The following is a 14,665-nucleotide window of genomic DNA, read 5'->3' as shown; positions in this document are numbered from 1 at the left end:
TACCGGCAAATGAGGGTCCAGGCACCATGTCGAATGCAAGCGCTTCCGTTGCAGATACATTTTTCAACGCATCACTCGAAGACATCGATCCGGAAATTTTTGGCTCCATCCGCAAGGAACTGGGCCGCCAGCGCCACGAGATCGAGCTGATCGCCTCGGAAAACATCGTTTCGCGTGCCGTGCTTGAGGCACAGGGCTCGATCATGACCAACAAATATGCCGAGGGCTATCCGGGCAAGCGCTATTATGGCGGCTGCCAGTTTGTCGATATCGCGGAAGAACTGGCCATCGAGCGCGCCAAAAAACTGTTCAACTGCGAATATGCTAATGTGCAGCCGAATTCCGGCAGCCAGATGAACCAGGCCGTATTCCTGGCACTGCTGCAGCCGGGCGACACCTTCATGGGCCTCGACCTCAATTCCGGCGGGCACCTGACTCACGGTTCGCCCGTCAACATGTCCGGCAAGTGGTTCAATGTCGTTTCCTATGGCGTGCGCCAGGACGACAACCTGCTCGACATGGCTGAAATCGAACGCCTGGCGCATCAGCACAAGCCAAAGCTGATCATTGCCGGCGGCACGGCCTATTCGCGCGTCTGGGATTTCGAGCGTTTCCGCCAGATCGCCGACGCGATCGGCGCCTATCTCATGGTCGACATGGCGCACATCGCCGGTCTCGTGGCTGCCGGTGTGCACCCGTCGCCGCTGCCGCATGCGCATGTCACCACCACCACGACGCACAAATCCCTGCGCGGCCCGCGCGGCGGCATGATCCTGACCAACGACGCTGATATTGCCAAGAAGATCAATTCGGCTGTCTTCCCCGGCCTGCAGGGCGGACCGCTGATGCATGTCATCGCCGCCAAGGCCGTGGCTTTCGGTGAAGCGCTGAAGCCGGAATTCAAGACCTACGGCCAGAATGTCGTGAACAATGCCCGTACCCTGGCAGAATCGCTGAAGAAGAACGGCCTCAACATCGTTTCGGGCGGCACCGACAACCATTTGATGCTGGTGGATCTGCGTCCCAAGAACGCCACCGGCAAGCGCGCGGAAGCCGCGCTTGGCCGCGCCAACATCACCTGCAACAAGAACGGTATCCCGTTCGACCCGGAAAAGCCGTTCGTCACCTCGGGCGTGCGCCTGGGCACGCCGGCCGGCACGACGCGCGGTTTCGGCGCGGCCGAATTCACCGAGATCGGCAATCTGATTTCGGAAGTGCTCGATGGCCTGAAGGTTGCCAATTCCGACGAGGGCAATGCAGCGGTTGAAAAGGCCGTGCAGACCAAGGTGGTCGAGCTGACCGGCCGCTTCCCGCTTTACCCCTATCTCGGACAGTAAATCCGGGAGAAATACTGGAAATGGCGGTGCTTGAGCGCCGCCATTTTTGTTTGCGGGTGCGGGAGGAAGTGCGTGGTTCGACAAGCTCACCATGAGGGAGGCGAGTTGGCGTCACGCTAATCGCAAAGGCTGCGGGGTATGGCTCCCTGCAAATCCCCATCTCCCTCATGGTGAGCTTGTCGAACCACACACAGCAGCTTTGCCACCCGCCGGTCAAGATTAGCCGCACCAACCATTTCTTTGACACATCGTTGCGGCCAGGGTGCTTTTATATCGTACCGAAAGCCACTATCTTCCCCTAGTGGAACGAATTTGACATCCGCACCCCGTTTGACATCACCCGCAAGATGCGGATGTCAAATTCAAAGTTCCACTAGTATCATAGACTTGCTAGTGGTCCTTTGATTCTGACATTTGCCTGAATGGCCTGTATCAAAGGGACGCAAATGTCAGAATCGGACCACTACCGATTTCAGAATCATCTCCGGAAAGCCAAACGATGCGTTGTCCCTACTGCCAGTCTGAGGATACTCAGGTGAAAGATTCCCGCCCCGCCGAAGATGGGGCGGTGATCCGCAGACGGCGCATCTGTACCGTGTGCGGCGGGCGCTTCACCACCTTCGAGCGCGTGCAGCTGCGCGATCTCAGCGTGATCAAGAAGAGTGGCCGCAAGGTGGCTTTCGACCGCGACAAGCTGATGCGTTCGGTGGAAGTGGCGCTGCGCAAGCGGCAGGTCGATCCGGAACGGGTGGAGCGTGCGGTATCGGGCATCGTCCGCCAGCTCGAAAGCTCCGGCGAACCGGAGGTCAGCTCCGACGAAATCGGCCTGCTGGTCATGGATGCGCTGAAAGGCATCGATGACATCGCCTACATCCGCTTCGCCTCGGTCTACCGCAATTTCCGCGAGGCCAAGGATTTCCACAATGTGATCGACGAAATCACCGCTGGCGATGTTGCGTCCGATCCGGTCGAGGATGAGTGAACCGCATGAACCCATCGGAGCAGAGTGCGCTTGACCGGCGCTACATGGCTGCGGCCATTCGTCTGTCGCGCAGCCATCAGGGGCTGACGGGAACAAACCCGTCCGTCGCCACGCTGATTGTCGACAAGGATGGTGTCATTGCCGGGCGTGGTGTGACCGCCATCGGCGGGCGGCCGCATGCGGAAACACAAGCCTTGGCCGAGGCTGGCGAGCGGGCGAGGGGCGCCACGGCCTATGTCACGCTCGAACCCTGCGCCCATCACGGCAAGACGCCGCCCTGTGCCGATGCACTGGTCACGGCGGGCGTCAGCCGCGTCGTTGCCGCCGCCAATGACCCGGATGACCGGGTGGCGGGCAGGGGCTATGCCATCCTGCGCAATGGCGGCATCGAGGTGGTGACCGGCGTTCTGGCGGCGGAAGCCGCCGATTATCTCGCCGGCTACCTGATTCGATCATCGAAAAAACGCCCGGAAGTGACTCTGAAACTTGCACTTTCCGCCGATGGCTATATCGGCAGGCACGGGACGGGCCAGATTGCCATCACCGGCCCGATTGCGCGGGCGCAAGTGCACCTGATGCGGGCTGAATCCGATGCCATTCTCGTGGGAATCGGCACGGCGCTGGCCGATGACCCCGTCTTGACCTGCCGTCTGCCGGGGCTGGAAAACCGTTCGCCGGTGCGCGTCGTGCTCGACAGCCGGCTGGGTCTGCCGCTGGACAGCAAGCTGGTGCAATCGGCGGGTAGCGTTCCCCTTTGGATTGCCGCCAGCGCCCAGGCCGATCCGGTCAAGCGCCAGGCGCTGGTCGCGGCGGGCTGCCGCATGCTCGCGACCGAAACCGATTGCGGCGCAACCGCGCTGCCGGAACTGCTCGACGATCTGGCCGCGCAGGGCATCGCCACGCTGATGGTGGAGGGCGGTGCTGCTGTCGCGTCCGCGCTTCTGCAGGACGATCTCGTTGACCGCATTGCGCTTTTTGAAGGCCCGCTGGCAATCGGATCGGACGGCGGTCTTGCAGTACCGGAACTTTCTTCCCATATCGCTCGTGACTTCACACTGTCGCGGGATGACCGCTTCGGTGACGATCACTATCGCGAATACGTAAGACCCATCTGAGGAACCATGCATGTTTACGGGAATTGTAACGGATATCGGCAAGATAGGTCAGGTCAAGCCGCTCAATGAAGGCGTGCTTCTGCGCGTGGAGACCAATTACGATCCGCAGACGATCGAGATCGGCGCCTCCATCTCCTGTTCAGGCGTGTGCCTGACCGTCGTGACGCTGCCGGAAAAGGGTTCGAATGCCCGCTGGTTCGAGGTGGAAGCCTGGGAAGAGGCTCTGCGCCTGACCAGCATCGCCAACTGGAAGAACGGCACGCGCATCAACCTGGAACGCTCGCTGAAGCTGGGCGACGAGATGGGCGGACACCTTGTCTCCGGCCATATCGATGCCATGGCCGAGATCGTCAAGCGCGAGGATGAGGGCGATGCCGTCCGCTTCACGCTGCGGGTGCCGGAAGAACTGGCGCGGTTCATCGCGCCGAAAGGCTCCGTGGCGCTCGACGGCACGTCGCTGACCGTCAATGCCGTCAATGGCAATGAATTCGATGTCCTGCTGATCCGCCATTCGCTTGAAGTCACCACCTGGGGCGACCGCAAGGCCGGTGACAAGGTGAATATCGAGATCGATCAGATGGCGAGATACGCTGCACGGCTTGCAGAATATCCGAAATCAGCCTAGGACCACACGCAGAGGCGGAGCATCTTCGCCACCCCCATTGAGTTCTGGAGTTTTCCATGTCCAAAAAAAAGGCGCATGCGCCCCATCTGTTGATCGTGGAAGCGCGATTCTACGACGACCTGTCGGATGCCCTGCTGAACGGTGCCAAGCTGGCGCTCGATGAAGGCAAGGCAACCTATGATGTCGTGACCGTTCCCGGCGCGCTTGAAGTGCCTGCCGCCATTTCCTTTGCCCTCGATGCAGCGGAAGACGGCGGAACGGAGTATGATGGCTTCGTGGCGCTTGGTACGGTCATTCGCGGCGAAACCTATCATTTCGATATCGTTGCCAATGAATCCTGCCGTGCTCTGATGGAGCTTGCGGTGGATGAAAGCATTGCCATCGGCAATGGCATTCTCACCGTCGAGAACGAAGAGCAGGCCTGGGCCCGTGCCCGCCGCGAGGACAAGGACAAGGGTGGCTTTGCAGCGCGCGCTGCCTTGACCATGATTGCCCTCAAGGAAAAACTCGGAGCCTGACCGGATGCCTGCTTCCAAAGATGGGGAAAGTCCCGCTGTAAAGCCCGCCAACAAGCGCGGCGTTGCCCGCCTGGCGGCGGTGCAGGCACTGTACCAGATGGATGTTGCCGGAACCGGCGTGATCGAGGTGGTGGCGGAATATGAAGCGCACCGTCTCGGCAAGGAAGTCGACGGTACGCAGTATCTGGATGCCGATCCGCAATGGTTCCGCGCCATTGTCGCCGGTGTGGTTGCCGAGCAGACATCCCTCGACCCGATGATCCGTCAGGCCCTGACCGAAGACTGGCCGCTGTCGCGGCTCGATTCCACGCTGCGGGCGATCCTGCGCGCCGGTATCTGGGAACTGAAGAACCGTCCCGATGTGCCGACGGCGGTTATCGTTTCGGAATATATCGACATCGCCAAGGCCTTCTACACGGAAGACGAACCCAAACTGGTGAATGCCGTGCTCGACCGTCTGGCCTTCGAATTGCGCGGTGAAAGCCGCGGCGCGAAGAACCCGCGCGGCTGATACGTTCGATAACGTATTCAGCCAATCCAACTGATGGTTGCCTGTGTTCGGGTGCGTGGTTCGACAAGCTCACCATGAGGCAGAGCGGTGCTGTCAGGCTAACCGGAAATATTGCAGAATCGAGACATTGCAGAACATTGCTCCCTGCAATCCTCACTCTCCCTCATGGTGAGCTTGTCGAACCACGCACCACGAGCCGTGCGGTGTGCATCACGCCCCGTATGGGGCTGAATCCGGCAAGCTTATCCCAACCCTGAGCCGCCTCAGCGAAAGGCCTTGACCTTTTCGCATCCGCTTCGTTACTCCTAGTACATACGGTCGCGTTTCTGCCGGCCTGGCAGATTTTGCGTGCCGTACCGAACCTGACCTGGGGAGGGGTATTTTTCGGGTCAAAATCTGAGGGAGTGGCATGACTATACTGTTTCTCGTCATCGCCTGCGGTCTGCTGTCTGTCGTTTACGCTTTCTGGGCTACCCAATCGGTGCTCGCAGCGGACCAGGGCAATGCGCGCATGCAAGAAATCGCCGGTGCAATTCGCGAAGGTGCACAGGCCTATCTCACACGTCAGTATACCACGATCGCCATGGTTGGCGTCGTTGTCTTTCTAGCAGTCTGGTACCTCTTGTCTTCCACCGCGGCAGTCGGCTTCATGATCGGTGCTGTCTTGTCGGGGCTTGCCGGTTTCATCGGCATGCATGTTTCCGTCCGTGCCAATGTGCGCACGGCGCAGGCATCGTCCCGCAGTCTCGCCGCCGGTCTCGAGATCGCGTTCAAATCCGGCGCGATCACCGGCATGCTGGTCGCCGGTCTCGCGCTTTTGGGCGTCTCGGTCTATTATTATATCCTGACCGGCCCGATGGGCCATCTGCCTGCGGACCGTGTTGTCATTGACGCGCTTGTCTCCCTCGGGTTCGGTGCGTCGCTTATTTCCATCTTCGCCCGTCTTGGCGGTGGCATCTTCACCAAGGGTGCCGATGTCGGCGGCGATCTCGTCGGCAAGGTCGAAGCCGGAATTCCCGAAGATGACCCGCGCAACCCGGCAACCATTGCCGACAATGTGGGCGACAATGTCGGCGACTGCGCCGGCATGGCGGCCGACCTTTTCGAAACCTATGCGGTGACGATTGTTGCCACCATGGTTCTGGGTGCCATCTTCTTTGCCGCAACGCCCGTCCTGAGCACGGTCATGCTCTATCCGCTCGCCATCTGCGGCGCCTGCATCATCACCTCGATTGCCGGGACGTTCTTCGTCAAGCTCGGTGCGAACAACTCGATCATGGGCGCGCTCTACAAGGGCCTCATCGTGACGGGTCTTCTGTCGATTGCCGGTCTTGCCCTTGCCACGTCGATGACTGTCGGCTGGGGTGAGGTGGGAACGGTCGCAGGCAAGTCGATCACCGGCATCAACCTCTTCTATTGCGGCCTTGTCGGGCTCGTGGTGACGGGATTGATCGTGGTGATCACCGAATATTATACCGGCACCAACAAGCGTCCGGTCAATTCGATTGCCCAGGCGTCGGTGACCGGCCACGGCACCAACGTCATCCAGGGTCTGGCCGTGTCGCTTGAATCGACGGCGCTGCCCGCCCTGGTCATCGTCGGCGGCATCATCTCGACCTACCAGCTTGCCGGGCTGTTCGGCACCGGCATCGCCGTTACCGCCATGCTCGGCATTGCCGGCATGATCGTTGCGCTCGATGCCTTCGGTCCGGTGACGGACAATGCCGGCGGTATCGCGGAAATGGCCGGGCTTGATCCGGACGTGCGCAAGTCCACCGACGCACTGGATGCCGTTGGCAACACGACGAAAGCCGTGACCAAGGGCTATGCCATCGGTTCGGCCGGTTTGGGCGCGCTGGTGCTGTTTGCCGCCTATTCCAACGACCTGCAGTTCTTCATCAGCGAAGCGAACAAGGATGGTTCGACGGCCTTCTCCTATTTCAAGGGAATAGGCGCCGTATCGTTCGAATTGTCCAATCCCTACGTTGTCGCCGGTCTGATCTTCGGCGGTCTCATCCCCTACCTCTTCGGCGGTATCGCGATGACGGCCGTTGGCCGGGCAGCAGGTTCCGTGGTGGAAGAGGTGCGCAGGCAGTTCCGTGAAAAGCCGGGCATTATGGCCGGTACGGAGCGTCCGGATTATGCGCGGGCGGTGGATATTCTCACCCGCGCCGCCATCAAGGAAATGGTCGTGCCGTCGCTGCTGCCGGTATTGGCGCCGCTCGTCGTCTATTTCGGCGTGCTGCTGATTTCCGGTTCAAAAGCCTCGGCCTTCGCCGCGCTCGGTGCTTCGCTTCTCGGCGTGATCATCAATGGCATTTTCGTTGCCATTTCGATGACATCCGGCGGCGGCGCCTGGGACAATGCCAAGAAGTCCTTCGAAGACGGCTTTGTCGACAAGGATGGAACGCGGCACCTGAAGGGCTCCGAAGCCCACAAGGCTTCCGTGACCGGCGATACGGTTGGCGATCCCTACAAGGACACGGCTGGCCCTGCGGTCAATCCGGCGATCAAGATCACCAACATCGTGGCCTTGCTGCTGCTGGCAGTGCTTGCGCACGGATAAGCATCCATCACGTCAAAGAAAAACCCGCGAAATCAGGTTTCGCGGGTTTTTTGTTTTCAGCGCAGGGATTACTGACCGGGAGGTCCGCCCGCGCCAATGGAACCGGGCGCCTTGCCAACGCCCGCAAGCAGCTGGCCGAGGAACGACAGGTCCTTGCCGCCGGTCGGCGTGGTGCGGGAGATGAAGTCGAAAACCTTGCCGTCCTGCAATCCGTAATTGGAAATGCTGGCGACCTTGCTTTTCTGGTCGAAATAAACCGCAAGAATGCGACGGTCGGTCACCTTCGGCTGCATGAAGGCGACGCTGCGTTTGCGCTTCTGGGAAATGTAGTAGAAGACTTCGTTGTCGAAGGTTGCCGTTGAAGACGGGCTGCCAAGCGACAGGATGACCTGCTCGCGGCTGGACCCGACCGGAACGAATGCCAGCGCCTTCTCGTCGAGAATATAGCCTTCCGACAATGTTTCGGATGGATTGAGGTTGGCGGTATTACAGCCGGCAAGCCCTACGACAAAAAACAGAGTTCCGGCGAGAAGATATTCCCGGGAACGATCGGCCTTGAAAATCCGCTGCAACAACGACATCTCCATTTCAATAGTGGGGCCACGTCTTTCGCTGCCCGCAGAACTTCGGTAAACCACCTTGAAGTCCGATGCAACCGGCGACTCGTGTTGCGGCCCGACCCAAGTGAAAGCACATATATGATTCTCAATTTATTCAGCCGTAAGGCCAAAGCAAATGAGGCGATTACCACAGCCCTCTACGATGTGATCGTGGCGGCGGCGCGGCAGCCATACCTCTATTCTGACATTGATGTGCCGGATTCGCCGCTCGGACGCTATGAAATGGTATCTTTGCACGTTTTTCTTTTCATGCGCCGGATAAAGGGCAGGACGCCAGCCCTCAAGATGATCGGACAGGAAGTGACGGATGAATTCTTCCGGGACGTGGATCACTCGCTGCGGGAGCTTGGGATCGGCGACTCCGGTATCCCGAAGCGGATGAAAAAGCTGGCGCGCATGTTCTATGGCCGGGTGGAGTCCTATGACAAGGCGCTCCAGACCAACGACCATCCGGCACTGGCGGCCGCACTGGCCCGCAATGTCCGCCCTGACACCAGCGAATGGACAGGCGCCTCCGCGCTGGCCGGATACACCATCCAAGCGGCGTTGTTCCTGGAAAACCAGTCGGATGAAGATATAGCCCGCGGGCAGCTGGCCTTTCCGGACGCCAGCGCCGGTGCAGAAACCCTGCAGAATTAGGAAGGGGAGCAAAATGACAAGAAATATCGATGGCGCACTCAGTTTCCCGATCTCGGTCAAACGGCTTCCGCAGAAGGGACTGACCGTCAAGATCGAAGCGGACGAGCGCGAGCGCATAGCGCTGCGGGACTTTCACGAATTGCAGGATGTGACGTCGTTCAAGGCCGATCTGCAGATTGTTCCCTGGAAGAAGGACGGCATACGCGTGCGCGGCGTGGTGAAGGCCCGGATCGTCCAGTCCTGTGTTGTCACGTCGGATCCTGTCGATGCGGTCGTCAATGCGGAAGTGGATACGCTGTTCGTGCCGGAGAACTCCAAGCTGGCGCGTTTGCCGCTCGATGAGAACGGCGAGCTGATCATCAGCGCCGACGGTCCCGATATACCGGAGACATTTTCCGGCGATACGCTGGATGCCGGTGCCATAGCCGAGGAGTTTTTCGAGCTGGCCATTGACCCATACCCCCGCAAGGAGGGCGTATCGGATGCACCCATCGAGGTTGTCTTCGGTGATGATGAAACAGCGGAGAAGCCAGTCAGTCCGTTTGCCGGCCTCAAGGACTGGAAACAGAAGCCTTGATTGTGACGATTTCCTGAGGCTGACTATCGAAATACTGCCCTGATGGGCTATAACAACGGAAAATACCCAAAAAGGGGCAGTGTTTTTCACAATGATTCCAGTCTATGTGCCGGAGGTCCGGCAGATTCCGGTTGTACAGCGACGGAAATTGACTATTTTCGCCGAGTCTTTGAGCAATTGATAAACCCAGCAAGCATACTCACTGAACAGGACAATCGAGAGTGATCAGAATTTCCATTGATGCCATGGGCGGTGATTTCGGTCCTGAGATCGTCATTCCCGGTCTGGCAACGGCGCTGGAGCGCCATCCTGATATCCGGTTTGTGATCTTCGGTCGTGAGGAAGAGGTAAGGCCGGTTCTCGACCGTCATCCCACGCTTGCGAGCTCGACATTCCACCATTGCGACGTGTCGGTGCGTATGGACGAAAAACCCAGCCAGGCCTTGCGCAACGGCCGCTGGAAGTCATCCATGTGGCGCTCCATCGAGGCAGTGAAAACCGGCGAAGCGGATGTCTGCGTATCGGCGGGCAATACCGGCGCGCTGATGGCCATGTCGAAATTCTGCCTGCGCACCATGGCCAATGTCGAACGCCCGGCCATTGCCGGCATCTGGCCGACATTGCGCGGTGAGAGCATCGTGCTCGATATCGGCGCGACCATCGGTGCCGACGCGCAGCAGCTGGTCGACTACGCCGTCATGGGCGCCGCCATGGCCCGTTCGCTGTTCGAGATCGAACGCCCGACGATCGGCCTGCTCAATGTCGGGGTGGAGGAAATCAAGGGACAGGACGACGTCAAGGATGCTGCGCGCATTTTGCGCGAGATTCCCTTGCCAAGCCTTGAATATTACGGCTTCGTCGAAGGCGACGACATCGGCAAGGGCACCGTCGATGTGGTGGTCACCGAAGGATTTACCGGAAACATCGCCCTAAAGACGGCGGAGGGGACGGCCAAGCAGTTCGCGCAGTATCTGCGCGATGCCATGGGCCGCACATTGATGGCCAAGATCGGCTATCTCTTCGCCAAGGGCGCATTCAATCATCTGCGGGAGAAAATGGACCCGCGCAAGATCAATGGCGGCGTGTTTCTCGGGCTCAATGGCGTTGTCATCAAGAGCCATGGCGGAACCGATGCGCTGGGCTTCGCGTCCGCCGTCGATGTCGGCTATGATATGGCGCGCAACAAGCTCCTGAGCAAAATTGCCTCGGATCTGAGCCATTTTCACAAAAGCCCGGTCGGGGTCGCTTTTCAGGGCGAGACCGAAAATGATTCAGAAGCTGAGATAGAACCACAGGCGTAGGAAAAATAAATGATCCGGTCCGTTGTTAGAGGTGTAGGGGCGGCCAAACCGGCGCGTCTGGTCAAGAACGCCGATCTGGAAGGCATTGTCGAAACCAGCGACGAGTGGATCGTGCAGCGGACGGGCATCCGTCAGCGCTATATCGCAGGCGAGGGCGAAACAACCGCTTCGCTGGGCGAGGCAGCAGCACGCGCAGCGCTCGACAATGCCGGGATGACACCGGACGACATCGACCTGATCATTCTGGCGACTTCGACGCCCGACAATACGTTCCCGGCCTCCGCCGTCGATATCCAGGCACGCCTCGGCATGACCCATGGCTTTGCCTTCGACATGCAGGCGGTCTGCTCCGGCTTTGTCTATGCCATCAGCACTGCCGACCTCTATATTCGCGGTGGCATGGCCAAGCGCGTTCTGGTCATCGGTTCGGAGACATTCTCGCGGCTTCTCGACTGGAATGACCGCACGACCTGCGTCCTGTTCGGCGATGGCGCCGGTGCCGTTGTGCTTGAGGGCAATGAGGGACGCGGCCTGACATCCGATCGCGGCATCCTCACCGCCAACCTGCGGTCCGACGGTTCGCACAAGCAGAAGTTGTATGTGGATGGCGGACCATCCAGCACCCAGACCGTTGGTCACCTGCGCATGGAGGGCCGCGAGGTTTTCAAGCATGCGGTCGGCATGATCACCGACGTCATCGAGGCCTCGTTCTCGGAAGCCGGGATCACTGCCGAGGATGTCGACTGGTTCGTTCCGCATCAGGCCAATAAGCGCATCATCGACGCATCAGCCAAGAAATTGAACCTCGCCGAGGAAAAAGTGGTCATTACGGTCGACCAGCATGGCAATACCTCCGCGGCGTCCGTCCCCCTGGCCCTGGCGACAGCGGTTGCCGACGGGCGGATCAAGCAGGGCGATCTTGTCCTTCTTGAAGCCATGGGCGGGGGCTTTACGTGGGGTGCAGTTCTGCTACGGTGGTGATGGTCCGGTTGGGTCAGCAGTTTGTTTTATCAACTGTTTTACCTGCTTGCCCTATCGGATTTGATCCTATAACTTCCGCTTCCACCTTGATAGTTTTGCAACAAACGAGAGCTTAGAGATCGTATGGGGGGTAAGACCATTACGCGCGCTGATCTGGCCGAAGCAGTCTATCGCAAGGTAGGGCTTTCACGCACGGAGTCAGCTTCACTCGTCGAAACCATTCTCGATGAAGTATGTGATGCCATTGTTCGTGGCGAAACGGTCAAATTGTCATCGTTCGCCACGTTTCAGGTCCGGGACAAGAACGAACGCATCGGCCGCAACCCGAAAACGGGTGAAGAGGTGCCCATTTTGCCTCGCCGGGTCATGACGTTCAAGGCGTCCAATGTGCTCAAACAGCGCATTTTGCGCTCGCATCAGGCACGCAAGAAGAAATCTGCATAGCGGATTTATGCAGGGTGCTTCGGCTCCCTGGGCGAGATTGCTGTGGGGCAATCTCGCGTTGTACTTGAAAACCACTTGATAAACCGCTGAAATGGGCGTCGAATCAGATTTTCTCCTGAAAGGGTGAAAACATGGACAAGAGTCCCGACGCTTTTAGAACCATCAGTGAAGTTGCTGAAGATCTCGATCTTCCCCAGCATGTTCTGCGTTTTTGGGAAACGCGTTTTACCCATATCAAACCGATGAAGCGCGGCGGCGGACGACGATACTATCGCCCGCTCGATGTCGACCTGCTCAAGGGCATCCGCCATCTGCTGTATGATCAGGGCTATACGATCAAGGGCGTGCAGCGGCTTTTGCGGGAAAATGGCGCGCAGTTCATCATTGCGCTCGGCAGCGGCGACACCGCTGCCGCCGAAGCCATCAGCCAGCAGAAGCAGGCGGCCGTTCGCGAGGAGGAAGCGCATTCCGCCGAGCAGGAACGCGCCGACGCGGCGGAAGAAGCCGCCATCATGGGATCGCCGAAATCATCGTCCCATGGCCGGCGTCTCTTCGGCCTGATCAAGGGCGACGACGACGGTCCGGTGGCGGCCGACGGCAAGCGGCTGTCAAAGGACAACCGGACCCTGCTGCAGGAAACGCTTTTCGACCTCCTGGAATGCAAGCGCCTGCTGGATCAGGTCCGCTAGGTTCACCGCGCAATTCGCTGCAGAGTTGCAGGCTGGCAATAAGGTTGTTCGTGGTTCGACAAGCTCACCATGAGGGAGGTTGAGGATTGCAGGGAGCCATAGGCTGCAACGTATCCGATTGGCCTTGCAATCAAATGAATTCCCTCATGGTGAGCTTGTCGAACCACGCACCGCGCTCCCGCCAACAAAAAACCCAGCTTCCACGGGGAGTGAAAGCTGGGATTTGGGGTTGGCTGTGGGGTTCAGCCTAGCTGGTTGGGGGACCAGTATTGTGGAAACGCCGCCATCGGCCAAAAGTTCCAAAATATTTTGAAAAAAATTTTGCAACTGATTCAACGGGCCAGCATACCGATGACGATGCCGAGGCCCGCAATGACCATCAGCGTCGACACGGAATTCTGCGTCTGGATACCGCCGATTTTGCGGGCCTGATGGCCGACAGCATGTGCTGCCCGCCGTCCGCCGTCCTTGATGGCTTCAAAGGCCGAGGAATCATCGCCTTCGAGATCATCGAGCAGTTGCACACCCTTGTCGGCGAGCGACTGCGTCAGCGCCGCCAGATCGCGCTTCAGATCTTCGATTTCGCGCTGCAAACGGGCGCGATCCTCGTCGTTGCGGCTTGGTTCAGCACTGTCCATGGCCATCACCCTTCGTTAGCGTCTTGAAACAAGCCCGATGAGCAGGGCTGCGCCTGCCACGATGGCAAGGGTTGCTAGCGGGTTTTCCTTGGCCGCATCGGCGGCGTAGCGCACCTGATTGGTGGCAACGCGTTTCACATCGTCCAGCTTTTCGCCGCCCATGTCGGCGAGATTGGCCGTGAGTTTCGACACTTCCTTGCGCAAGGCTGCGATCTGAGCGTCGACGTCGTCCTGGATATCATCGGTAGTTTTGGAAAATATTGCCATTCTTTATCTGCTCCTGTGCATGACAAGCCTATAACGGGCAGGGGCCGTTTCGGTTCCCCCCGGGTTTTGTTCGAATGTCAGCGCCCGGAAAAATAATAAATGCACCTGCCGGAAACTTTCCCGGTCAAGCCCTCGTTCTTGTTTGCATTCCCCAGGAAGGGGAGGCAAACGCGGAGCAATACAATGGGTAAATTGACTGCAGGTATTTTCGCCGGATTTTTGGCGGTTACAGCACTGAGCGGAGCAGCATTGGCAAAGGACAACCCGATGGTTGGCGGCGCACCGATGTATGCCAACAAGAATATCATCGAGAATGCGGTCAACTCCAAGGACCACACAACACTTGTCGCCGCGGTCAAGGCGGCCGGTCTTGTCGAAACGCTTCAGGGCAAGGGACCGTTCACGGTATTCGCGCCAACCAACGAAGCTTTCGCCAAGCTGCCAAAAGGCACTGTCGAGACGCTTTTGAAACCGGAAAACAAGGCGACGCTCACCAAGGTTCTCACCTGCCATGTGGTGGCAGCTGACGCCATGTCCATGACGATCAAGAAGATGATCAAGGACGACGGCGGCTCGCACAAGGTGAAGACGGTCGGTGGCTGCATTCTGACTGTCAGCGAAAAGGGCGGCAAAATCTCGATCAAGGATGAGAAGGGCAATGTCGCTCATGTCTCGATCGCTGATGTCAAGCAGTCGAACGGCGTCATTCACGTGATCGACAAGGTTCTCCTGCCAAAATAAGACAGCGGCAAACGCTGCTCCGGCCGACACCCCAGCATGCCCGTTATCGGCGTTCCGATAACGGGCTTTTTGTTTCTCCGGTCAAAACCTACTTGGTGTCATGCTTGAAGCGCC

General features: G+C 58.9%; 17 protein-coding genes. 14 read left to right on the top strand and 3 right to left on the bottom strand.

Features of this window, described 5'->3' with window-relative positions; all coding sequences use genetic code 11:
* Positions 1-26: 26 nt before the first annotated feature.
* The 7 genes from glyA to ACZ25R_RS14460 all read left to right on the top strand — a co-directional run bounded on the left by glyA (position 27) and on the right by ACZ25R_RS14460 (position 7,654).
* Positions 27-1,337: a serine hydroxymethyltransferase gene (gene glyA, locus ACZ25R_RS14490; RefSeq protein WP_403172868.1), complete on the top strand. Its 1,311-nt coding sequence runs from the start codon at positions 27-29 to the stop codon at positions 1,335-1,337.
* Positions 1,338-1,836: 499 nt separating this feature from the next.
* Entirely contained in the window at positions 1,837-2,319 is a 483-nt protein-coding gene (gene nrdR, locus ACZ25R_RS14485) for a transcriptional regulator NrdR (protein WP_472461347.1), read from the top strand.
* A 5-nt stretch (positions 2,320-2,324) separates the two neighbouring features.
* On the top strand, positions 2,325-3,434 hold the full coding sequence (ribD, locus tag ACZ25R_RS14480) for a bifunctional diaminohydroxyphosphoribosylaminopyrimidine deaminase/5-amino-6-(5-phosphoribosylamino)uracil reductase RibD (RefSeq protein ID WP_472461346.1): 1,110 nt from the start codon (positions 2,325-2,327) through the stop codon (positions 3,432-3,434).
* Positions 3,435-3,444: 10 nt separating this feature from the next.
* Positions 3,445-4,059, top strand: a complete 615-nt coding sequence (locus tag ACZ25R_RS14475; RefSeq protein ID WP_223615720.1) for a riboflavin synthase — start codon at positions 3,445-3,447, stop codon at positions 4,057-4,059.
* Positions 4,060-4,115: 56 nt separating this feature from the next.
* Complete coding sequence (ribH, locus tag ACZ25R_RS14470) at positions 4,116-4,577, top strand: 6,7-dimethyl-8-ribityllumazine synthase (protein WP_091883905.1); 462 nt, start codon at positions 4,116-4,118, stop codon at positions 4,575-4,577.
* Between the two features lie 4 nt (positions 4,578-4,581).
* Positions 4,582-5,088 carry a transcription antitermination factor NusB gene (gene nusB / locus ACZ25R_RS14465; RefSeq protein ID WP_223615721.1) on the top strand — a complete coding sequence of 169 codons (507 nt, stop codon included), beginning with the start codon at positions 4,582-4,584 and terminating at the stop codon, positions 5,086-5,088.
* A 409-nt stretch (positions 5,089-5,497) separates the two neighbouring features.
* Positions 5,498-7,654: a sodium-translocating pyrophosphatase gene (locus ACZ25R_RS14460; protein ID WP_403172903.1), complete on the top strand. Its 2,157-nt coding sequence runs from the start codon at positions 5,498-5,500 to the stop codon at positions 7,652-7,654.
* A gap of 68 nt (positions 7,655-7,722) precedes the next feature.
* On the opposite strand, the gene ACZ25R_RS14455 is transcribed toward ACZ25R_RS14460, so the two are convergent.
* Positions 7,723-8,229, bottom strand: a complete 507-nt coding sequence (locus tag ACZ25R_RS14455; protein ID WP_346306623.1) for an outer membrane protein assembly factor BamE — start codon at positions 8,227-8,229, stop codon at positions 7,723-7,725.
* A gap of 123 nt (positions 8,230-8,352) precedes the next feature.
* Between ACZ25R_RS14455 and ACZ25R_RS14450 the strand changes: the two genes are divergently transcribed.
* The 6 genes from ACZ25R_RS14450 (at position 8,353) to ACZ25R_RS14425 (ending at position 12,905) form a co-directional block, all read left to right on the top strand.
* Complete coding sequence (locus ACZ25R_RS14450) at positions 8,353-8,913, top strand: ubiquinol-cytochrome C chaperone family protein (RefSeq protein ID WP_288193387.1); 561 nt, start codon at positions 8,353-8,355, stop codon at positions 8,911-8,913.
* Between the two features lie 13 nt (positions 8,914-8,926).
* Positions 8,927-9,490 (top strand): YceD family protein, encoded by a 564-nt coding sequence (locus ACZ25R_RS14445; protein ID WP_346306620.1) that lies wholly within the window; start codon positions 8,927-8,929, stop codon positions 9,488-9,490.
* Positions 9,491-9,711: 221 nt separating this feature from the next.
* On the top strand, positions 9,712-10,791 hold the full coding sequence (gene plsX / locus ACZ25R_RS14440; protein ID WP_464659943.1) for a phosphate acyltransferase PlsX: 1,080 nt from the start codon (positions 9,712-9,714) through the stop codon (positions 10,789-10,791).
* 9 nt (positions 10,792-10,800) lie between these two features.
* Complete coding sequence (locus tag ACZ25R_RS14435) at positions 10,801-11,772, top strand: beta-ketoacyl-ACP synthase III (RefSeq protein ID WP_105735591.1); 972 nt, start codon at positions 10,801-10,803, stop codon at positions 11,770-11,772.
* 123 nt (positions 11,773-11,895) lie between these two features.
* Positions 11,896-12,216, top strand: a complete 321-nt coding sequence (locus tag ACZ25R_RS14430; RefSeq protein WP_091883889.1) for an integration host factor subunit alpha — start codon at positions 11,896-11,898, stop codon at positions 12,214-12,216.
* A gap of 131 nt (positions 12,217-12,347) precedes the next feature.
* On the top strand, positions 12,348-12,905 hold the full coding sequence (locus ACZ25R_RS14425) for a MerR family transcriptional regulator (protein WP_403172928.1): 558 nt from the start codon (positions 12,348-12,350) through the stop codon (positions 12,903-12,905).
* Between the two features lie 332 nt (positions 12,906-13,237).
* On the opposite strand, the gene ACZ25R_RS14420 is transcribed toward ACZ25R_RS14425, so the two are convergent.
* Both ACZ25R_RS14420 and ACZ25R_RS14415 read right to left on the bottom strand, forming a co-directional pair.
* On the bottom strand, positions 13,238-13,543 hold the full coding sequence (locus ACZ25R_RS14420; protein ID WP_464659946.1) for a hypothetical protein: 306 nt from the start codon (positions 13,541-13,543) through the stop codon (positions 13,238-13,240).
* Positions 13,544-13,558: 15 nt separating this feature from the next.
* The gene (locus ACZ25R_RS14415; protein WP_472461345.1) at positions 13,559-13,810 is read right to left on the bottom strand and encodes a hypothetical protein; all 252 of its coding nucleotides are present in this window, start codon (positions 13,808-13,810) and stop codon (positions 13,559-13,561) included.
* Positions 13,811-13,993: 183 nt separating this feature from the next.
* On the opposite strand from ACZ25R_RS14415, the gene ACZ25R_RS14410 reads away from it, so the two are divergent.
* Positions 13,994-14,551, top strand: coding sequence for a fasciclin domain-containing protein (locus tag ACZ25R_RS14410; RefSeq protein ID WP_223615728.1), 558 nt, complete (start codon positions 13,994-13,996; stop codon positions 14,549-14,551).
* Positions 14,552-14,665: the final 114 nt, after the last annotated feature.

The organism is Phyllobacterium sp. RCAM01083 (assembly GCF_055685835.1).
Note: the sequence above shows the minus strand (reverse complement) of the source record. Positions and strands in the feature narration are given on the sequence as shown.